Origin of the sequence: Ectobacillus panaciterrae DSM 19096 (genome assembly GCF_000430785.1) — a bacterium.
Taxonomy (GTDB): Bacteria; Bacillota; Bacilli; order Bacillales; family Bacillaceae_G; genus Ectobacillus; species Ectobacillus panaciterrae.
Genome location: NZ_KE387254.1, coordinates 1 through 20608 on the forward strand (window position 1 = coordinate 1; position 20608 = coordinate 20608).

The window sequence follows — 20608 nt, forward strand, 5'->3', positions numbered from 1 at the left end:
CCTCCGCCACAAAAAGGCAAAAAGCGCCTTTTAGGGCGGAGAACCTTGGTCTCTGCACCTGAACGAGCCGGTTGCGCTTTTCCTGGTGTCCAGCTCCGCCGGCTAGGCACTGCCACCTAAGGTTCTCCGCCTAAACAAGCCGGCTCCGCTTTTCCTAAAATGTAACAAATTTTTCACACATTTGTTCGTTTTATGCAATGTTTATAGGTTAAATTATGAGTATAGATACATCTTCTCTTTCAACATTTTTCGATATTTTTTTTATAAATTTTGGATTTTTTTCTGAATGATTGGAAGGGATGTTCGGCCTTTGTGCCGAATATAGTATGTATAGCTTGAAAGGAGGAGTTCACCTATGAAATTCAACATTCGTGGTGAGAACATTGAAGTAACTCCGGCATTAGGAGAATATGTGGAGAAAAAGCTGAGCAAGCTTGACCGCTACTTTGACACATTCCCGGAAATTAAGGTTAACTTGCGAGTATACTCTGACAAGCAGCGCGTAGAGGTGACGATTCCTTTCTCAGATTTGATGCTTCGCGCGGAAGAAACTCATGATGATATGTATGCCGCTATTGATCTCGTTGTAGATAAATTAGAGCGACAAATCCGTAAGCATAAAACGAAGGTGAACCGCAAAATTCGCACGAAAGCAGTGTTTGTAGGGACGGAAGCGCTGGTTGCCGTACAGGAAGAAGTGGAAGAAGACGATATCGAACTTGTTCGTACGAAGCGATTCGATTTGAAACCTATGGATGTGGAAGAAGCGGTTCTGCAAATGAACATGCTTGGCCATAACTTCTTCGTTTTCACAAACTCCGATACAAATGAAACAAACGTCGTATATACTCGCAGAGACGGTAAATACGGTTTGATTGAAACGAAATAACGCACAAAAAGCGCAGCTGAGGCAGCTGCGCTTTTTATTATGGTTATGAGAAAACAAAAGAAGGGCTGCACAAAGGAAAAGAAGGGCTGCACAAAGGCAAAAAGCGCCTTTTTGGGTGGAGAACCTCTGCCTTCCGGAGCTGAACGAGCCGATTCCGCTTTTCGTGATGTCCAGCTCCGCCGGCTAGGTGCTGCCACCAGAGAACCTCTACCACATAAAGGCAAAACGCGCCTTTAAGGGTAGAGAACCTCTGGTTCTGCACCTGAACGAGCCGGCTCCGCTTTTCTCTTGACAAGTGCATGCGGGCATAGTATTGTTGTCATATTTATAGTTCAAGTGTTACAATTATTTGTGGGTTTCTATCGATATTTTCATCTTGCTCAAAAGATTTTCTTATATATCTCACAAAGAGGAGCGTATTCCTATGATTGGTATTTTGAAAAAGGTATTTGATACGAACCAGCGCCAAATCAATCGCATGCAAAAGATTGTAGATCAGGTTGATGCGCTTGGTCCGGAAATGACAAACTTAACAGATGAACAATTAAAAGCGAAAACACCGGAATTCAAGGAGCGTCTCGCGAAGGGAGAAACAGTGGATGATTTGCTGCCGGAAGCATTTGCCGTAGTTCGGGAAGCTGCTACCCGCATTCTTGGCATGCGCCCGTATCCGGTACAAATCATGGGCGGTATCTCGCTTCATGAAGGGAATATCTCTGAGATGAAAACAGGGGAAGGTAAAACATTAACTTCCACTATGCCTGTGTATTTAAATGCCTTGACCGGAAAAGGCGTTCATGTTGTGACAGTCAACGAATACCTGGCGCATCGTGACGCGAATGAAATGGGACAGCTGCATGAGTTCCTTGGTTTAACGGTCGGCTTGAACTTAAACAGCATGTCACGCGAAGAAAAGCAAGAGGCGTATGCTGCGGACATTACGTACAGCACAAATAATGAGCTAGGCTTTGATTACTTGCGCGATAACATGGTTTTGTACAAAGAACAGCGCGTACAGCGTCCGCTTCATTATGCCGTAATCGATGAAGTAGACTCCATCTTAATCGATGAAGCGCGTACGCCGCTCATCATTTCCGGACAAGCCAAAAAATCCGCGGAGCTGTATTTATTCGCAAATGCTTTCGTGCGTACGCTCCGTCAGGAAACAGATTTCTCTTATGATGAAAAAACAAAGAATGTCATGCTGACAGAAGAGGGCATTAACAAAGCGGAAAAATCATTCCATGTAGAAAATTTATTCGATTTGAAGCATGTAACATTGCTTCATCATATTAACCAAGCATTGCGCGCTCACGTAGTCATGAGTCTCGATATTGATTACGTTGTGCAAGACGGCGAGATCGTAATTGTAGACCAATTTACAGGCCGTCTTATGAAGGGACGCCGCTACAGCGAAGGCTTGCATCAAGCGATTGAAGCAAAAGAAGGCGTGGAAATTCAAAATGAAAGCATGACGCTGGCAACCATTACGTTCCAGAACTACTTCCGTATGTATGAAAAGCTTTCCGGTATGACGGGTACAGCGAAGACAGAGGAAGAAGAGTTCCGCAACATCTACAATATGCATGTTATTGTAATTCCTACAAATAGAGATATAGCGCGTGATGACCGCCCTGACTTGATTTTCAAGACGATGGAAGGAAAATTTAACGCCGTTGTAGAGGATATCGTAGAGCGCTACAAAAAAGGCCAGCCTGTGCTTGTAGGTACGGTTGCGATTGAAACATCTGAATTAATTTCCAAAATGCTTCTGCGCAAAGGCGTAAAACATAACATATTGAACGCGAAAAACCATGCGCGCGAAGCGGATATCATTGCGGATGCCGGTCAAAAGGGCTCGGTTACAATCGCTACAAACATGGCGGGCCGCGGTACGGATATTAAGCTCGGCGAAGGCGTGAAAGAGGTTGGCGGTCTTGCGGTTATCGGTACAGAACGTCATGAAAGCCGACGCATCGATAACCAGCTGCGCGGACGTTCCGGCCGTCAAGGAGATTCGGGGGTTACGCAATTCTATCTTTCCATGGAAGATGAATTGATGCGCCGTTTCGGTTCTGACAATATGAGAATGATGATGGACCGCCTTGGCATGGACGATTCTCAGCCGATTGAAAGCAAGATGGTATCACGTGCCGTAGAGTCTGCGCAAAAACGCGTAGAGGGTAATAACTACGATGCGCGTAAACAATTGCTTCAATACGACGACGTGCTTCGCCAGCAGCGCGAGGTTATTTACAAGCAGCGTCAAGATGTATTGGAATCCGAAAATCTGCGCAGCATTATTGAAGACATGATTCATGGCACAATTGAACGCGCAGTGGGTACTCATACAATAGAGGAGCTTGACGAAGATTGGAACATCAAAGGCTTGATTGACTATCTAGAAGCATCCGTCCTTGAAGAAGGCGACGTAACAGAGGATGAGCTTCGCCGTCTGGCACCGGAAGAAATGACGGACCTTATCTTCGGCAAGGTAAAACAGCACTACGATGCGAAGGAAGAAATACTTCCATACGAGCAAATGCGCGAGTTTGAAAAGGTTGTTGTGCTTCGTGTGGTAGATACGAAGTGGATGGATCACATCGATGCGATGGATCATTTGCGCGAAGGTATCCACTTGCGCGCTTACGGCCAAATCGACCCGCTTCGCGAATACCAAATGGAAGGCTTCGCTATGTTTGAGGCAATGATTGCTGCTATTGAAGAAGAGATAGCCCGTTACATCATGAAGGCACAAATCGAAAATAACCTGGAGCGCCAAGAAGTAGCGCAAGGTGAAGCAGTTCACCAAGGCGACGGCGAGGAAGTAAAGCGCAAGCCTGTTGTGAAAAACGATCAAATAGGCCGCAACGATCCATGTCCGTGCGGAAGCGGCAAAAAGTATAAGAGCTGCCATGGAATTATAAAATAAAATAGAAAAGCTTTTTCACTCTGCTGATATTTTCTTCAAAAAGATATTTTGCCATAAAATATGCAGTGTATGTTACTGAGGGCAAGATTAGAGGGAAGTATCTCCGGAAAGATTAACGCTACACAAGAAGCAATTTGCAAACTCTCTCTGCGGATGCAGGGAGAGTTTGCGTTGTTTACTACGTAATAGAGGTGACGTATATGGAATTGGTAGAAATTAGACAAGAGCTTGAAAAAATGGCTAAGCGATTAGCTGACTTTAGGGGGTCTCTTTGACCTCGCTAACAAGCAAACGCGCATTGAAGAGCTAGAGGAAATCATGATGGGTCCGACGTTTTGGGATGACCAGCGCGGCGCTCAAACAGTTATTAACGAAGCGAACGCACTAAAAGATATGGTAGGAAAATTCACAGATTTAAGTGAAACGTATGAAAACCTTGAGCTTACTCATGATCTTGTAAAAGAAGAATATGATGAAGAATTAAAAGACGAGCTTGAAATAGAAGTAAAACGCCTGCTCAATGAAATGAATGAGTATGAGCTGCAGCTTTTATTGAGTGATGAGTACGATAAAAACAATGCCATTCTTGAATTACATCCAGGCGCCGGCGGAACAGAATCACAGGATTGGGGTTCAATGCTGCTTCGTATGTATACGCGTTGGGCGGAGAAGAGAGGCTTCAAGGTTGAAACGCTTGACTATCTTCCTGGTGACGAAGCGGGAATCAAGAGCGTTACGCTGCTCATTAAAGGCCATAACGCATACGGTTATTTAAAAGCGGAAAAAGGCGTTCACCGTCTTGTTCGTATTTCGCCGTTTGACTCTTCAGGCCGCCGTCATACATCCTTCGTTTCATGCGAAGTCATGCCTGAATTTGACGAAAATATTGAAGTTGATATACGCACAGAGGACTTGAAGATCGACACATACCGTGCAAGCGGTGCGGGTGGACAGCACATCAATACGACGGATTCCGCTGTTCGTATTACGCATACTCCGACGAATACGGTTGTCACATGTCAGTCTGAGCGTTCTCAAATCAAGAACCGTGATAGAGCAATGAAAATGCTGCAAGCGAAGCTGTACCAAAAGAAATTGGAAGAACAACAGGCGGAGCTGGATGAAATTCGCGGTGAGCAAAAGGAAATCGGCTGGGGAAGCCAAATCCGCTCATATGTATTCCATCCGTATTCTCTCGTGAAAGATCACCGCACAAGCACGGAGGTCGGAAACGTACAAGCTGTGATGGACGGAGAAATCAATGCGTTCATCGATGCATACTTGCGCTCCCGCATTTCCTAAGAAAAGCGGAATCGGCTTGGTCAGCTCCGGAAGGCAGAGGTTCTTCACCCAAAAAGGCGCTTTTTGCCTTTATGGGTGGAGGTTCTCTGACAGGAGGAGCTAGCCGATGGAGCTGGACACCAAGAAAAGCGGAGCCGGCTTGCCCAGGCGCAGAACCTAAGGTTCTCCGCCCTAAAAGGCGCTTTTTGCCTTTTTGTGGCGGAGGTTCTTAGGTGGCAGCGCCTAGCCGATGGAGCTGGACACCAAGAAAAGCGGAGCCGGCAGCGCCGGACATAAAGAAAAAAGCCAACATAGCGTTGGCTTACATGGGGAATACGAGGCAAGATCGAAGAAACAACAGAGGATGACAGTTTTCTTTCTCGTATGGAGGATAAGAGAGGAAGAGAAGTTGAGAAGCGCAACTTCTCTTTTTTTATGGGAGATGACTTAATCATAGCCTATATACATATTCGCCGTAAAAAGTAGAAAATTAAAAAATATAGAGTGTGATTTTACGGCAAAGGCTGTGGGAATTACAGTTTCAATACAATTTTAAAATAGGAAAGTGTAAGCGGGGACAAAATAGGAAATATCGGTTTTTAGAAGGAGTACAAAGTATTATGGGAAAAAAATATGCAGCACGGCATACAAATCCTGCTTTGCAAATCATTTTGGAATATTTATATATCATTATCGGATCAGCCATGATCGCTCTTGCCTTTAACTTGTTCCTGCTCCCGAATAAAGTAGCTTCAGGAGGAGTCAGCGGTATTAGTACGATTTTAAAAACGCTGTTTAATTGGGAGCCAGCTTATGTGCAATGGGCTTTCAATATCCCGCTGTTTATCGCAGGAGTGATTTTGCTCGGAAAACAGTTTGGAATCAAGACATTGGTGGGGACAATTTTCTTGCCGCTGGTCGTATTCTTGTCAAAGGATTTAGAGCCTGCTACCCACAATCCGCTGCTTGGATCGTTGTTCGGCGGCATCGGCGTCGGACTTGGACTTGGTATTGTGTTTCGCGGCAAAGCTTCTACAGGCGGCACAGATTTGGCTGCGCAGATCATACATAAGTACACGGGCTTTACGCTTGGGCTGTGCGTTGCGGCTATTGACGGACTGATTGTAATAGCCTCTGCTATTGTATTCAGTTTAGAAGCAGGGATGTACGCGCTTATCGGTCTGTACGTAACGAGTAAAACAATTGATCTTGTACAAGTCGGTCTCGGGCGTTCGAAAATGGCCATCATCATTACGAAGGAAGAGGAAGAAGTCCGTAAAGGCATTCTGGAGAGCATTGACCGCGGGGTGACGAAACTGCCCGGAACAGGCGGTTTTACAGATGATGAACGCCCTGTATTAATGTGCGTGGTTGATCAAACCGAGTTCACAAAATTGAAACAACTCGTAAGAGGCCTTGATCCGTCAGCATTCGTTGTAGTAATGGATGCTTCAGAGGTATTGGGGGAAGGTTTTAAAAGAGCATAAATTCCTTATAATGAATATGAGGAAATGTGTAATTCTGATAGATGGGGAGCGAAATGTATGAAGAAAAAACTTCTTGTTGCTATGGTTGGAGCTGCGCTTGCTCTTAGCATGGGAGCTTGCGGAAAGAAAGAAGAAAGCAAACCTTCCGATACGACGCAAACAGCGAGCGGCGATGGAGAAAAGATTTATCAGCAAAGCTGTTCTAGCTGTCATGGGGATAATCTGCAAGGGAAAATTGGTCCTTCTTTAGCGAAAGTCGGCGGCAAATATGAACAGGCAGACATTGAAAAAATCATCGCAAACGGACGCGGCGGCATGCCGGCCGGCGTCATCAAAGGCGCGGACGCCACAAAGGTTGCAGAATGGCTTTCAGGAAAAAAATAATGCTTTGGAGCCTTCTGTCTGAAGAGACAGAAGGTTTTTTATTTTTTATTAAATTTCCTTTATATTAAAAATCTCCTTGTTATTTCCATAAAATAAAATACGCTTTTTTATTTTGTAATTATAATAGTTGCATATATAATACCTTTTCTATTGTAACGTAACTGTAATATAAATGTAGCGGCATTTGAAAAATAATGATGTTACAATATAGAGCGGTAACTACTTTTCTGTGGTTTTGTGTAGAAATTTGCATGAAAGTCTTATATTTTCGTAGACTATGTCGAAAAGGACAAATTTCAAAAATTTGGGTGATGTATAATGATAACAATGACCAATGTGTATAAAACATATGCCAACGGCGTGCAGGCGGCGAACGGCATTACAGTGAAAATCAAGCAAGGCGAGTTTGTCTATGTAGTGGGACCGAGCGGCGCGGGTAAATCTACATTTACTAAAATGATGTACCGCGAGGAGAAACCGACAACTGGATCCATCAATGTAAACGGGTTGTCTTTAGAAACGCTTCATGAGCGCGATATCCCGTATTTCCGTCGTCAAATCGGCGTGATTTTCCAAAACTTCCGTTTGCTTCCGAAGCTTACTGTTCACGAGAACGTAGCCTTTGCGCTTGAAGTAATTGAGGAAAAACGTGAAGTGATTGAGAAGCGGGTTGCAGAAGTATTGAAGCTTGTTAGACTTGACGACAAAGCTGATTCTCTTCCAAACCAGCTTTCTGGCGGCGAGCAGCAGCGTGTGGCAATTGCGCGCGCCATTGTAAATGAGCCGAAGGTTGTGATTGCGGACGAGCCGACAGGGAACTTGGATATGGATACAGCGTGGGAGATTATGGACATTTTTAAAGAAATCAACAGTCAAGGAACAACGATTATTATGGCGACGCATAATGCTGAAATCGTAGATACGATTCGCCACCGCGTTCTTGCGATTGAAGGCGGAAAGATTGTCCGAGACGAGGTTGAGGGAGGATACGGATATGAAAGCTAATACCTTTACTCGACATTTGCGCGAAGGCGTCAAGAGTCTGGCTCGTAACGGCTGGATGACGTTTGCCTCTGTCAGTGCAGTAACAATTACATTATTGCTTGTCGGCGTATTTTTAGCTGTTATTATGAATATGAACCATTTTGCGTCCAAGGTAGAAAAGGACGTAGAGATTCGTGTGCACATTGATCCTGCTGCTTCAAAAGAGGATCAGAAAGCCTTAAAAGCGAATATAGAAAAAATTTCACAGATAGAATCCATTAAATATTCTTCTAAAGAAGCAGAGCTGAAGCGTGTCATTAAAAGCTTTGGAGACACTGGAAAGTCCTTTGAGCTGTTTGAGCAGGACAATCCGCTGAAGGATGTATATATTGTGAAAACAAAGCAGCCGCGTGATACGGCAAATGTTGCAGCAAAAATCGAGAAATTGAATTATGTCAGCAACGTACAGTACGGAAAAGGAGAAGTTGAAAAGCTGTTCAGTACTGTAAAGGTCGGACGAAATATCGGAATCGTATTGATTGCCGGTCTCTTATTCACGGCAATGTTCCTGATTTCCAATACAATTAAAATTACGATTTATGCAAGACGTACAGAAATCGAAATCATGAAGCTTGTCGGCGCGACAAACTGGTTCATTCGCTGGCCGTTCTTGCTTGAAGGCTTATTCCTTGGTTTCCTAGGCTCCTTGCTGCCAATGGTGCTAATTATGTCAGCATACAGCTCTGTGCAGTCTGTACTGCAGGAAAAATTTGCGGGCACTATTTTTGAATTGCTTCCATACAGCCCGTTCATATTCCAATTGACAGGTCTGCTCATTTTAATCGGCTGCTTAATCGGCATGTGGGGAAGCGTTATGTCCATCCGTAAATTTTTGAAGGTTTAACGAGAAAAAGTTGCAAACATATTTCGTACAAGCTTATCATATAGTAGACATAGGTACAGGCATCACACAATATGTGTGATGCCTTTTGAGTACATAGTTGGAACCGGAAAGGAGATTCCGTATTGAAACGTAAAATAGCGATTATTTGGATCATTGTGGCGTTTTTAGCAGGTGCAGGCGGAATGTTTGCAGGTATGCAATATGTAAACAGTCAGTCGTACGCAGGAAGCGCGTTGTCGAGCAAGTCAAATGCGCCGACAAAAGAGGAGGATCTGCAGAAGATCCGGCAAGCTTACGATTTGATTGATTCAAAGTATGTAGAAAACGTAAATGAAGACAAACTTGTCGAAGGTGCCATTCAAGGGATGCTTGGTACATTGAAAGACCCGTATTCCACCTATATGGATAAGAAAACGGCAGAACAGTTTACGCAATCTCTGGATTCTTCTCTAGAGGGAATCGGGGCAGAGGTTAACAAAGTGGATGATAAGCTGGTTATCGTTTCACCGATTAAAGATTCGCCGGCCGAGAAAGCGGGTATTAAGCCAAACGATCAAATCCTCGCCGTGAATGGAGACAATGTAAAGGATTTAACGCGTGAGGAAGCTGTGCTGAAAATTCGCGGTAAGAAGGGTACGACGGTAACACTTCAAATTCAGCGTCCGGGCGTTGATAATCCCCTTACTTTTAAAATTACACGCGATAAAATTCCATTGCTGACTGTATTCAGTTCTGTGAAAAAGGAAAATGGAAAAGATATCGGTTACTTGCAAATTACTTCTTTTTCAGAAGAGACAGCGAAGGAATTCAAAGATAAATTGACAGAGCTTGAGAAAAAGAAAATTCAAGGACTTGTTATTGATGTACGCGGCAACCCGGGCGGTTATTTAACAAGCGTAGAAGATATCCTGAAAGTGCTTGTAACTGACAAGAAGCCAATGGTGCAGGTAGAAGATCGGGACGGCAAGCGTCAAAAGGCATTTACATCCTTAAAAGAACGCAAGCCGTATCCGATTGCTGTACTGGTTGATAACGGAAGCGCCTCCGCTTCTGAGATACTTGCCGGTGCGCTGAAGGAAGCGGAGAACTATCCGCTTGTCGGAGTTAAAACGTTCGGTAAAGGGACTGTGCAGCAGGCTGTGCCGCTTCCAGACGGCAGCAATATTAAGCTGACGATGTTCAAATGGCTGACGCCGGACGGCAACTGGATTCACAAAAAAGGCATCGAACCGACTGTAGAGCTGAAGCAGCCCGATTACTATTACGCAACACCGATTCAATTCGAAAAGCCGCTGTCCTATAACGTGAACAACGAACAAGTGAAACGCGCACAAGAGCTGTTAAAAGACCTTGGCTTTGAACCGGGGCGCGCGGACGGCTATTTCAGCAAAGAAACGGAAACAGCGGTCAAAGCGTTCCAGCAAACGAATAAAATGAATACAACAGGTGTTATCGATCAAAAAACGGCGGATGCCATCCAAAATAAAATCATCGAAAAAATTCGTTCCGGCGAAAATGACCTGCAGCTGCAAGCAGCAGTGAAGCTCGTCGCAAAATAAGACAGGAATTTTATAGAAATTGTCGAAAGTATACAGACAAGTGCGTCTGTATACTTTTTTATGGACCCTAAACCGAAACGCTGTAAGAATATGTTAAGATAAACAAAGAACTACTTCGAAGAGGAGGCGGTAAAGTGGAGGCTTGGCTGTTAGAAGGTCTGAAAGCCATCGGGCGTTTTTTTCTGCATCCTGCAGTGTATATGTTTTTTATTAGCAGTTTCCTAGTAGGCTATTGGCGAGTGAGAAGGGAACGAAAGGAATTTTCCTTTAAGGTGTATGATATATTATACGAAACTCGTACTTCCCTCTTTACAGGCGTGAGCATCGGACTGCTGCTGTCCCTGCTTACAATCGGCGTGGGACTCGTGTTATCAAAAGCAAGCTTGACGGTAATTGCTTTATGGACGGTATGCTTTGCACTCCTCCTGCAATATCGCTATTTATCAGCGGCGTACAGCGTGGGGATTGCGATTTTTTTCTTTATGTTTGTGCCGAAGCTGCAAACAGGTATGCCGTTTGCAGACAAATTGCTGGCTGATACAGAAGGGACAAGCTTGACCGCGTTAGCTTTCCTCCTGTCATTCCTGCTGTTTGCCGAAGGGTTTCTCATCACGAGACGCGCTGTTGGCGGGTCAACGCCGCGCATTTTAAAAGGAAAACGCGGTTTGACAATCGGCATGCATGTATGTAAACGCTTGTGGATTGTACCGCTATTCGTTCTTGTGCCAGGGGATGGTGTGAAGGAATTATTTGCATGGTGGCCGGTTATTTCAGTTGATTCGCACACCTTCTCTTTGTTTCTTGTGCCGTTTGGCATTGGTTTCTCCAATAAAACGAAGGGGATGCTGCCAAGCAAAGCTATTTTCTATACAGGCCGCCGCGTGACCGGACTCAGCTTGCTTGTATTCGTATTGGCGCTCATCAGCTTGTGGCTTCCGAGCATAGCGATTGCAGCGGCAGGTATCGCAATGCTCGGCCGATTTACAATTACCATTCGCGGACGAATAGAAGATGAAAAAGAGCCGCCGTATTTTTCAGTACAAAAGGCAGGTTTGATGATTTTAGACATACTGCCAGGATCAGCTGCAGAAGAAATGGACCTGCAGCCGGGAGAAATCATTGCGAAAGTGAACGGGATTGCACCGGAGACGGTAAGAGATTTCTATACGGCATTGCAGCACCAAGGGGCCTTCTGTAAGATGGAGGTTATAGATGTAAACGGCGAACTGCGTCTGGCGCAGCGTGCGGTGTATGCAGGAGATCACCATGAGCTTGGCGTTTTATTTGTGCGGCAGGATGGCGATCGGAGTACGGAAGCGGTGTAGGCAAAAAGAAACCGAACGTTTTTGACATGAGTCTGAACGACGATAATAAAATGAATCTTGTAAAGGAAGGCTGTCTATCTATGAGAAATCATAGAAGCCTTCCTTTTCTTCTTACTCCAGATGTTGTTCTGGAATAAGAAGAAAAGATTAAATACTTCCTAATGAAATGAAAGGCGGAGATAGGATGCTGGAGTTTATTGTAAAAGGAATTGTGCTTGGCTTATGTATTGCAGCGCCGGTTGGGCCGATTGGAATTTTGTGCATACGCCGCTCACTTGAACAAGGAAGGTGGGCAGGCTTTGTTTCCGGGCTTGGTGCGGCAACCGCAGATGCTTTGTATGGTTTGCTTGCCGGCTCAGGCTTAACTGTTTTGTCAGCGGGGCTTATACAAGGAAGAGGGATGCTGCAAATATTGGGCGGTATATTTCTGTTGTATCTAGGGTTTCATATTTTCCGTTCCAGACCGTCTTCTGAAACAGCGCAAGGAACGAAAAGCGATTGGATAAAAGCCTATATATCTACATTTCTTTTAACGCTTACAAATCCCCTGACGCTCCTGTCTTTTTTCGGTATATTTGCCGGCTTAGGGATAGGGCAAGGAGAAGCTTACGGGAATATGGCTTCTTTTGTAGCCGGCGTATTTATCGGTTCAGCGCTGTGGTGGCTTTTCTTAAGCTTTGGAGCTGCAAGTCTGCGGGGAAAGCTTACGTATCGGCACTTTCTGTTTGTGAATCGTGCGTCCGGTACACTTATCGTGTTGTTTGGAATTCTCGCTCTTTATAAGGTAGCTGCAGGATGAGAAGTCTGTCCATGGCATCATTGCCGCGTCCGTAAGTCTTGTTCCAAAGCCTTTGAAGTGTTGCTTGCATCTGTATGGGTGAGAAAGCATTTGTGGAAAGTGGGTACGTATAAAGAGGAGGGGAGAATATGGACGCTTTAGATCGAAAAGTGCTTGAGGTGCTGATGAGAAACGGCAGAACAACTTGGGCGGAACTGGCGCAGGAGCTTGAATTGTCCGGTCCTGCCGGGCGTAAGAAAAACAAGAACCACTATTGTCATGGATTCGTGTAAGGAGAGCCCGGTGTTTCCGCTTTTTGAAGGCAAATTTACAGAATAAGCATAAAATGAAAGTTTGGATAGTAAATGTGTGAATTTGGATAATAAATGGTCCAAATTGGATAGTAAGTGCATCATTTCGGATAATAAATGGCCTAAGTCGGATAATAAACGGTGCAATTTGAGAGATGAAGCGTGAAAATTTGAGGAAACTAGTCAGTTATATATAGATTCGGCATATATGATTCTAACTAATTATGGACCCTGTTAAATTTCATTGTGGATTTTAAAGAAAAAAGACCGAAATCGGTCTTTTTTTTTTTTACCGTATTCAATTAACGCGACTCGTTAGTACAATAAAGAGTAGTCCGACAAACCGCGAAACTTGTACACTAAAGATGAAAGAATCTATCCGTGTATATAGATTATCGGCAGTTATATATAAATGATTTATAATTTCGACGTTTTCATTTGCTATTTCGAACAAAACGGCATTGGCACTTACTTCCTCTCTCTGGTTTACCCTTGCATGAACCAAGGGTTTGACCGCTTCTGCACGTCGCCGGATGCTCTCGCCCCACTATAAAAAGACGATTTTTTTATTCAGTTTTATATAGTTCGCTTTTTAGGATGTGTAGTAATGATAGCATTTATGAGCCTATTTGTAATACGGACTAGTTCCATAGTTATTGAAAAAACATACGATAAATTATCCGCTGTTCTGCTTGATTATATTGTAATGATGACTCGTTAAGTTACTCCCCCCAATATATTTAGAGTAAAGGAGGCATGAATGTATGAGTGGACATAGCTTTAGTAGTGGCTTTGCTTTAATTGTTGTATTGTTTATCCTATTGATCATCGTCGGTGCAGCTTGTTGCTGTGGCCATGGTGGCTATGGTGGCTATGGTGGTTACGGTGGTTATGGTGGTTATGGATACTGTTAAAAACTATAGAAGAGCTCCTGTATAAACAACAGGAGCTTTTCTTTTGATTAAAGTTTAAGATAAGAACAATTTTTGACGGCAGGACCTCTTCAGTTTCTTGTTGAACTAACCTGCCCGTTCAACGATGCCGCGCTTCGCGGCACCACAGATTATAGAAGAGACTCTGTTCTTCCATGGGAGTTCAACAAGAAAATTAACCGCATGTTTTAACAGAGTCTAATTACAAAACAACTTCATTTTAACAAAAATTTATAATTTTCAACTAAAATAGTATATAATTTGTTTGAACAGAGATGTTCATACAACTAAACAGAAACAGGTGTCTTCTTTCTGGAATACTGAAAAGGGAAGTTGGTGAAATTCCAACGCGGTCCCGCCACTGTAAATGGGAGCAATCTGCAATGGTCCACTGTACAAGCGAGTACGGGAAGGCGCAGAGAGCGATGATCATAAGCCAGGAGACCTGCCTGATTTTGTGCACCGAAAAACCTACGAGGATAGGAGTCCGGCCAGCTTAGAGACCTTTGGATTATTTGTGTTTCTATATGTCTAGCTGTACAGGCATCTCTTCGCAGGGGTGTTTTTTTATTTTTCAAAAATAGGAGGATCGACATGATGAAGAAGCTGTATGCACTATTATTTGCGCTATTGTTGTCAATCGGGATGCTGGTTGGCTGCAGTAACGAGTCCGGTTCCGCGAAAAACAATGCCGGCGGAGAAAAACAGACGCCACAGAACGAGAACACTGCTTTTCCAGTTACTGTGAAGGATGCGGCGGGTGAAAAAGTAACAATAAAAGAAAAACCTAAGAAAATTGTATCGCTTATTCCAAGCAACACAGAAATTGCTTTCGAGTTAGGTTTAGGAGATAAAATTGTCGGAGTATCCGATTTCGATAACTATCCGAAAGAAGCGGCTAGCAAAGAGAAGGTTGGTGGTCAGGAAATGAATTTAGAAAAAATCATTTCTTTAAAACCGGACTTAGTTCTTGCCCACGCGTCAAGCGCTCATAATTCTGCGAAGGGACTTAAACAATTAAGAGATGCGGGTATTGCCGTGCTTGTTGTAAATGACGCAAAAAGCATTCAGCAAGTATATGAATCTATTGAAACAATCGGCCGCGCAACAGGCGAGAAGGAGAACGCCGATCATGTTGTCAAAAGCATGAAAGAAAAGATAAAAATGATTCAAGCTGAAGCGGCCAAAATAAAAGACGTAAAGACAGTATTTGTTGAAGTATCGCCTGCCCCTGAAATTTACACAGCGGGGAAGAACACGTTTATGGATGAAATGCTGAGCATCATCAATGCGAAAAATGCGGCTGGCGATTTGGAAGGCTGGAACAAAATTGATCTGGAAGCAGTAGTGAAACGCAATCCAGATGTGATTGTTACGACCTATGGGTACTATGTAAAAGATGCAGCAGCACAAGTGTTGAATCGAAAAGGCTGGCAAGAGGTGAATGCGGTGAAGCAAAAGCGGGTGGTGGATGTAAATTCTGACATTGTAACCCGTTCCGGCCCAAGACTTGCCGAAGGAGTAGAGGAACTTGCAAAGGCTGTTTACCCTGAAACTTTCAAAAAATAAGACAGGCATCGCTTATTTGACGGCGGGGAGCTTTCTGGTGGCCGCCGTGCTTTTAGGCATATCAATCGGAACGGTATTCGTTCCGATTGATGCCATCCTCCGCATTATAGGAACAGACATATTGCGTTTGCCTATGGGAAACGCTGATCCCATGTATACGAGCATCGTGCTGAATATCCGGCTGCCGAGGGTCGTATTGGCGGGGCTGGTAGGGGCTTCTCTTGCGATTGCAGGTGCAGCTTTTCAAGGGCTTTTGCGAAATCCGCTGGCAGACCCTTATACGTTGGGAGTTTCATCCGGAGCATCTGTAGGAGCGGTCTTAACTTTGTACTTTCATCTTGCGCTTCCAGTTGTGGGAATCTATACACTGCCTTTGCTCAGCATTCTGGCCTCATTCACTACCATTTTGCTCGTAGTATGGTTTGCCCGAAAGATCGATCGATTCATGAAAGTGGAAACGGTTATTTTAACGGGTATTATTTTCAGCTCTTTTTTAGGGGCCTTCATCTCGCTCATGATTGCCTTGGCAGACGAGGAATTGATGCAGATTATCGGCTGGCTGCTTGGAAGCGTTTCCGCCCGAGGCTGGGAGTATGTCGGAATCATAGCCCCTTTTACTGTCATTGGCTCCGCTGTCATGATGATATGTGCCCGCGATTTGGACGCTATGTCTTTCGGAGAAGAGCAGGCGCGGCATTTGGGCGTGAACGTGCAAAGAAAGAAGCTGCTGATTTTAATCGCAGGTTCCATCTTGACCGGCGCTGCTGTTTCTGTATCGGGAACAATTGGTTTTATAGGGTTGGTGATTCCTCATTTGACAAGGCGGTTATGGGGAGCGAATCATAAGCATCTACTGCCTCTTTCCGTTTTGACAGGAGGCGGCTTTTTAGTGCTGGCTGATTTAGTATCGCGAACCGTTATCGCACCGACGGAACTCCCGATCGGGGTTATTACAGCTCTGATCGGAGCGCCTGCATTTGCCGCCATTTTATTAAGAAGACGCAGAGAAAGAAGAGGATAAAGATGCTTAGTGTGCAGCATGTTACCGGAGGATATGCGGAAGAGTCCGTTTTGCATGATATCTCCTTTGATGTGGAAATGGGCGAAATTCTTGGGATATTGGGTCCGAATGGCAGCGGCAAGACGACGCTGCTGAAGATGCTCAGCGGAGTTTTGCCGTATGAGCGGGGAAGCATTGCGATAAAGGAACGGGCGCTTTCCGGCTACTCGCCCAAACAATTGGCTAAGGTGGTAGCGGTTCTCCCGCAGCATCAATCACAGGCCTTTTCTTATACAGTAAAAGAAACAGTCTCTCTCGGACGTTATGCTCATCAAAAGAGCTGGCTTCATACATGGAGCGAAGAGGACGAAGAAGCGGTGCAAAGGGTCATGAATCAAACCGGAATCTCCTCTTTTCAGCATCAATTCATCCATGAACTGTCCGGCGGTGAGAGACAGCGGGTGTTTTTGGCGCAAGCTCTTGCGCAAGAACCGGAAATTTTGTTATTAGATGAACCGACAAATCATTTAGATCTTTCTTTTCAAAAGGAGCTATTGGATTCACTGCAGCGCTGGACCGATGAATACGGGCTGACGGTGATTTCCATTTTTCATGATTTAAACCTGGCCGGATTGTATTGTGACAAGCTGTTGCTTTTACAAGACGGAATGATTAATATGTATGGCAATGTCAATGAAGTGCTTCGGGAAGAACGGATTAAGACAGTCTATCGGACGAATATTAAGAAGCATGCTCACTCAAAAGTGCCAAAGCCACAAATGCTCCTGCTCCCTGAGGAACAGGATGAAAGACACATCCGTATAGACGAATCCCTTTTAAACATATCCAGCGAGATCATTTCACTTCAGTCCCCCGCCCCGCTTCGGACGTTGTCCTCGGCAGTTATCGGCTCTGGAACCGGCTGGCATCAAACGTTTGTCAATCGCCATGTGCATCTTGGCTATGATTGTGATAATCATCGCGATGAGATGACCGCCTATTTAAAAGCTAAGGGCTATGAACCAGAAGAAACAGTCGGCATGATGACAGCAGCCGCTTTAAAAGACGTTTCATTCCGTTTATATGAACAGGATGGATTCTCTGTATTTATTGTTGTAACCGCCGGACTGACAAATGCTGTAGACGCATCCAGAAGCGAATGTCATGTTTTTAAAGCAGATCCCGGAACTATTAATACATGGGTGTTCGTAAATGGGGAACTGACGGAGGAAGCTCTTGTTCAAAGCATCGTGACAGCTGCGGAAGCGAAGACGAAGGCGCTGCATGACCAACAAGTCACGGATTCTGTAACCGGCACGCTGGCGACCGGCACTTCTACGGACAGTATCTTGATTGCGGCCACTCAAAGAGGGAAACTGCTTGAATTTGCGGGAAGCATTGCTCCGTTAGGAAAGCTGATTGGAAAAGGCATATATGAATGTACGACAGACGGCGTACGAAAATATAAGAAGAGGATGCAAACATGATGTTTTATCACCTGATTGCAATCACTGTAGTTTTTATCATCGATTTAGTTATCGGAGCACCGCCTATATACAAGTGAATAAAAAACCGTCTTTTTATAGAGGGGAAAGCGCATCCAACTAAGCGTAGAAGCGGTCAAACCCTTTTCGTGGCCCATGCAGGGAGAGGGAGCGAGCGCAGTTTCCCTTTTGTTCTACGTGGCAAACGATAGATATGTCGGAATAAAAAAGTGGACTTATATAGTTACGATTTACCATTAAAAGTTTTGAACAGAATGGCAGATTAATGGGGGGAGAACATGGCGACAGATACATCATTGATTTTTATTACCGGGGGCGTTCGCAGCGGCAAAAGCACATATGCCGAAAGAATTGCCGCTTGTCTGGCTGAAAGAACGGATGGCAATCTTCACTATATCGCTACCGGATACGCTTCAGACCAAGAGATGAAATCTCGAATCGCTTGTCACCAAAAGCAGCGCGCCGAAAGCCCCCGCCCCTGGCGAACGTGGGAACAGTCTGTACATATTCATAAGCTTGCTCCTTATTATGGCTCAGATGATATTGTACTGCTCGATTGTATAACTACGCTTGTAAGTAATGAGCTGTTTAGCAGCGAAGAGCGCTGGAAGGATAAGGACGGACAAAGGGCTGTGAAGCAAGCCGTTTTAGAGGGGATTTCAGAAATACGAAAAAGAAGCAAAGTTTTGATTGTTGTCAGCAACGAAGTGTTGCACGAACCGATCCATCACAACGAACTGGTTGTTGTGTACGGAAAATTAATCGGTCAATTGCACCAACATTTAGTGAAGGAATGCACCCAGGCATATTTGGTCGAGGCGGGTATACCTATTTTGATGAAAGGAGAGCCGATATGAAACTCATTAAGGGTTTTCTTATTAACGTCCAGTTTTTCACCTCTATCCCAATCCCGATACAGCTGGAGATGGACAGAGAACATCTTGGCAAAGCGGTGAAGACATTTCCGCTGCTCGGGTTATTTCAAGGATGCATATATGCGGGTATATTATATGTTTTTTTACATTGGACTCCTTTTTCATCTTTAACGGCTGCTTTTGCGGTTTGGCTCGCTGCCATTCTTTTGACGGGAGGCATTCATCTTGACGGCTGGATGGATGCAAGCGATGCTTTCTTTTCTTACCGTGACCAAGAAAAAAGGCTGGAAATTATGAAGGACCCGAGAACGGGAGCGTTTGGAGTTATTTCTATTATCATATTATTAAGCAGCCGCTTTTTGTTTATCTATGAGATTACGTTGCATACTCAAGCAATCTCTTATATTTTTATAGCCATGATCCCGTTCTTGGGGAAAGAGATTATGGGCGTTCTTCTTTTAAGGGTACAAGCTGCAAAAGAAGAGGGATTGGGCTCTTTATTCAAACAGGCAGCGGCTCCCGGAACGCTTTGGATATACGCAGGCTACGCAGTTGCTTTCCTGCTTTTGGCGGGGCTGTTCAACAGGGAGGCGGTATTAGGAATCGTTATCTTATTATTGGGGGCATTGTTCCTTCTTTGGGTTATATCTAAGAAAATTGTAAAGTGGTTTGGCGGAATCACGGGCGATGTGTTGGGAGCGTCAGTGGAAGGAACGGAGGCGGTATTATGGATGATTGTGTGGTTATTGCATTATTTCGTCATGGCCTGACAGAAGACAATAAAAGACATGCTTATTTAGGATGGACCGATTCTCCTTTATGTCCCTTGGAGGAGCAGAGGCTGCGCGGGCGGATGCTGTCCCATACTTATGAGCATCTCTTCTCCAGCGATCTTGGCCGTTGTTTAGAGACGTTAAACCTTCTATTTTCTGGAGCTGCTCCAAAGCTGGTGCCTGAATTTCGTGAAATGCATTTTGGCAGATGGGAAGGAAAAACGTACGGGGATTTAGAGCGGGATGCAACATATCGAAATTGGTTGGAAAATCCGTTTACACTCTCCCCTCCAGGCGGGGAGGCATTTTCTTCTTTCTCTGACAGAGTGCGAGCAGGCTGGGAAAAAGTATTTCATCACATATGTGATACAGGTGAAAATGCAGCTATTATGACACATGCAGGAGTTATTCGATATTTATTATCAGAGTTTGCTCCGGAAAGAAAAGAGTTTTGGGAATGGAATATTCCCCACGGGATGGGTTATGAGCTTGTTTGGACGAAAGACGCATTCAGGAGGCGAGAGCGATGCACTTTGTTACGGGAGGCGCCTTCAACGGAAAGGCGTCATGGGTAAAAGAGTATTATAGGTTAGAAGAACGAACAGACTTTCAATGGATTTCCGCTTATCGGGGCGATGGAAATCCTGATGTTATAGACTCTATAAAGGGAAGGCTGCTAATCTTGGAGGGCATTGAAAAGTGGGTCAAGGATGTTTGGATTGAGCATGACATTACCTTGTATAGAGAAGGATGGAAGAATCGATTAAAGCAATGGTATATATGGGAGAACGCACAGCCTGACCGAAGGCTTGTAATAATCGGGACCGACATTACCAAAGGAATCGTTCCGATGGAAGCGGGAGACAGAGAATGGCGCGATGCGACAGGCTGGGCATATCAAGAGGCAGCTGCAGCCGCGAAGCGCGTTGACCTTATTTGGTACGGTATACATCAGAGGATTAAGTAAAAGAGACTATGAGACGAGAGTTAAAAGGACTGAGCACGGGGGGTTCCCGTGCTCGTTTTTTTTACAAAAATATATTTACAATAGAACAAAATTTTACAGCGAATATTTGTTCGTTTTTTTGGCTTTTTTTCATTCTTTCATGGTAAAATGAGC

19 protein-coding genes, 1 pseudogene and 1 riboswitch are annotated in these 20608 nt (G+C 44.5%); all 20 genes and pseudogenes read left to right on the top strand.

Annotation, left to right across the window (positions count from 1 at the left end; translation table 11 throughout):
- Positions 1 to 355: 355 nt before the first annotated feature.
- The 20 genes and pseudogenes from hpf (at position 356) to H540_RS0127745 (ending at position 20455) form a co-directional block, all read left to right on the top strand.
- Positions 356 to 889 carry a ribosome hibernation-promoting factor, HPF/YfiA family gene (gene hpf, locus H540_RS0127640; protein WP_028403328.1) on the top strand — a complete coding sequence of 178 codons (534 nt, stop codon included), beginning with the start codon at positions 356 to 358 and terminating at the stop codon, positions 887 to 889.
- Positions 890 to 1313: 424 nt separating this feature from the next.
- A complete protein-coding gene (gene secA / locus H540_RS0127650; protein WP_028403330.1) occupies positions 1314 to 3821 on the top strand; it encodes a preprotein translocase subunit SecA in 2508 nt (835 codons plus the stop codon).
- Between the two features lie 200 nt (positions 3822 to 4021).
- Positions 4022 to 5123 (top strand): peptide chain release factor 2 gene (gene prfB, locus H540_RS0127655; protein ID WP_155891167.1). Its coding sequence is split into 2 segments (ribosomal slippage): positions 4022 to 4093 and positions 4095 to 5123, totalling 1101 coding nucleotides; the frame shifts between segments, so codons are not numbered across the junction.
- A gap of 212 nt (positions 5124 to 5335) precedes the next feature.
- Entirely contained in the window at positions 5336 to 5470 is a 135-nt protein-coding gene (locus H540_RS35345; RefSeq protein ID WP_281172552.1) for a hypothetical protein, read from the top strand.
- Positions 5471 to 5722: 252 nt separating this feature from the next.
- Positions 5723 to 6589 (top strand): YitT family protein, encoded by an 867-nt coding sequence (locus tag H540_RS0127665; protein WP_028403333.1) that lies wholly within the window; start codon positions 5723 to 5725, stop codon positions 6587 to 6589.
- A 57-nt stretch (positions 6590 to 6646) separates the two neighbouring features.
- Positions 6647 to 6973, top strand: a complete 327-nt coding sequence (gene cccB / locus H540_RS0127670) for a cytochrome c551 (protein WP_028403334.1) — start codon at positions 6647 to 6649, stop codon at positions 6971 to 6973.
- 318 nt (positions 6974 to 7291) lie between these two features.
- Positions 7292 to 7978, top strand: coding sequence for a cell division ATP-binding protein FtsE (gene ftsE, locus H540_RS0127675; RefSeq protein ID WP_051317323.1), 687 nt, complete (start codon positions 7292 to 7294; stop codon positions 7976 to 7978).
- Positions 7968 to 8861 (top strand): permease-like cell division protein FtsX, encoded by an 894-nt coding sequence (gene ftsX / locus H540_RS0127680; RefSeq protein WP_028403336.1) that lies wholly within the window; start codon positions 7968 to 7970, stop codon positions 8859 to 8861. The genes ftsE and ftsX overlap by 11 nt, the downstream gene beginning before the upstream one ends.
- A gap of 122 nt (positions 8862 to 8983) precedes the next feature.
- Positions 8984 to 10420 (top strand): S41 family peptidase, encoded by a 1437-nt coding sequence (locus H540_RS0127685; protein ID WP_028403337.1) that lies wholly within the window; start codon positions 8984 to 8986, stop codon positions 10418 to 10420.
- 134 nt (positions 10421 to 10554) lie between these two features.
- Positions 10555 to 11745, top strand: a complete 1191-nt coding sequence (locus H540_RS0127690; protein ID WP_028403338.1) for a PDZ domain-containing protein — start codon at positions 10555 to 10557, stop codon at positions 11743 to 11745.
- Positions 11746 to 11929: 184 nt separating this feature from the next.
- Positions 11930 to 12544 (top strand): LysE family translocator, encoded by a 615-nt coding sequence (locus H540_RS0127695; RefSeq protein ID WP_028403339.1) that lies wholly within the window; start codon positions 11930 to 11932, stop codon positions 12542 to 12544.
- Between the two features lie 128 nt (positions 12545 to 12672).
- Positions 12673 to 12816, top strand: coding sequence for an AsnC family protein (locus H540_RS32780; protein WP_081415309.1), 144 nt, complete (start codon positions 12673 to 12675; stop codon positions 12814 to 12816).
- Between the two features lie 782 nt (positions 12817 to 13598).
- Positions 13599 to 13676, top strand: a pseudogene (locus H540_RS35060) (YjcZ family sporulation protein); the annotation flags it as partial.
- 372 nt (positions 13677 to 14048) lie between these two features.
- Positions 14049 to 14233: riboswitch (cobalamin riboswitch) on the top strand.
- 130 nt (positions 14234 to 14363) lie between these two features.
- On the top strand, positions 14364 to 15335 hold the full coding sequence (locus H540_RS0127710) for an ABC transporter substrate-binding protein (protein WP_425388195.1): 972 nt from the start codon (positions 14364 to 14366) through the stop codon (positions 15333 to 15335).
- Positions 15298 to 16356, top strand: coding sequence for a FecCD family ABC transporter permease (locus H540_RS0127715; protein WP_028403341.1), 1059 nt, complete (start codon positions 15298 to 15300; stop codon positions 16354 to 16356). Before H540_RS0127710 ends, H540_RS0127715 begins: the two co-directional genes overlap by 38 nt.
- Before the next feature lie 2 nt (positions 16357 to 16358).
- A complete protein-coding gene (locus H540_RS0127720) occupies positions 16359 to 17822 on the top strand; it encodes an adenosylcobinamide amidohydrolase (protein WP_028403342.1) in 1464 nt (487 codons plus the stop codon).
- 296 nt (positions 17823 to 18118) lie between these two features.
- Positions 18119 to 18697 (top strand): bifunctional adenosylcobinamide kinase/adenosylcobinamide-phosphate guanylyltransferase, encoded by a 579-nt coding sequence (locus H540_RS0127730; RefSeq protein WP_028403343.1) that lies wholly within the window; start codon positions 18119 to 18121, stop codon positions 18695 to 18697.
- Positions 18694 to 19485 carry an adenosylcobinamide-GDP ribazoletransferase gene (gene cobS, locus H540_RS0127735; protein ID WP_028403344.1) on the top strand — a complete coding sequence of 264 codons (792 nt, stop codon included), beginning with the start codon at positions 18694 to 18696 and terminating at the stop codon, positions 19483 to 19485. Before H540_RS0127730 ends, cobS begins: the two co-directional genes overlap by 4 nt.
- Positions 19443 to 20063 (top strand): histidine phosphatase family protein, encoded by a 621-nt coding sequence (locus H540_RS0127740; protein ID WP_028403345.1) that lies wholly within the window; start codon positions 19443 to 19445, stop codon positions 20061 to 20063. Before cobS ends, H540_RS0127740 begins: the two co-directional genes overlap by 43 nt.
- Positions 20015 to 20455: a bifunctional adenosylcobinamide kinase/adenosylcobinamide-phosphate guanylyltransferase gene (locus H540_RS0127745; protein WP_028403346.1), complete on the top strand. Its 441-nt coding sequence runs from the start codon at positions 20015 to 20017 to the stop codon at positions 20453 to 20455. Before H540_RS0127740 ends, H540_RS0127745 begins: the two co-directional genes overlap by 49 nt.
- Positions 20456 to 20608: the final 153 nt, after the last annotated feature.

Excerpts from the sequence above, each read along its gene's own strand:
- H540_RS0127730 (WP_028403343.1), top strand. The coding sequence starts at position 18,119 with ATGGCGACAGATACATCATTGATTTTTATTACCGGGGGCGTTCGCAGC.
- H540_RS0127745 (WP_028403346.1), top strand. The coding sequence starts at position 20,015 with ATGCACTTTGTTACGGGAGGCGCCTTCAACGGAAAGGCGTCATGGGTA.
- ftsX (WP_028403336.1), top strand. The coding sequence starts at position 7,968 with ATGAAAGCTAATACCTTTACTCGACATTTGCGCGAAGGCGTCAAGAGT.
- hpf (WP_028403328.1), top strand. The coding sequence starts at position 356 with ATGAAATTCAACATTCGTGGTGAGAACATTGAAGTAACTCCGGCATTA.
- secA (WP_028403330.1), top strand. The coding sequence starts at position 1,314 with ATGATTGGTATTTTGAAAAAGGTATTTGATACGAACCAGCGCCAAATC.
- cccB (WP_028403334.1), top strand. The coding sequence starts at position 6,647 with ATGAAGAAAAAACTTCTTGTTGCTATGGTTGGAGCTGCGCTTGCTCTT.
- H540_RS32780 (WP_081415309.1), top strand. The coding sequence starts at position 12,673 with ATGGACGCTTTAGATCGAAAAGTGCTTGAGGTGCTGATGAGAAACGGC.
- H540_RS0127710 (WP_425388195.1), top strand. The coding sequence starts at position 14,364 with ATGAAGAAGCTGTATGCACTATTATTTGCGCTATTGTTGTCAATCGGG.
- H540_RS0127720 (WP_028403342.1), top strand. The coding sequence starts at position 16,359 with ATGCTTAGTGTGCAGCATGTTACCGGAGGATATGCGGAAGAGTCCGTT.
- H540_RS0127695 (WP_028403339.1), top strand. The coding sequence starts at position 11,930 with ATGCTGGAGTTTATTGTAAAAGGAATTGTGCTTGGCTTATGTATTGCA.
- H540_RS0127665 (WP_028403333.1), top strand. The coding sequence starts at position 5,723 with ATGGGAAAAAAATATGCAGCACGGCATACAAATCCTGCTTTGCAAATC.
- cobS (WP_028403344.1), top strand. The coding sequence starts at position 18,694 with ATGAAACTCATTAAGGGTTTTCTTATTAACGTCCAGTTTTTCACCTCT.
- H540_RS0127740 (WP_028403345.1), top strand. The coding sequence starts at position 19,443 with ATGGATGATTGTGTGGTTATTGCATTATTTCGTCATGGCCTGACAGAA.
- ftsE (WP_051317323.1), top strand. The coding sequence starts at position 7,292 with ATGATAACAATGACCAATGTGTATAAAACATATGCCAACGGCGTGCAG.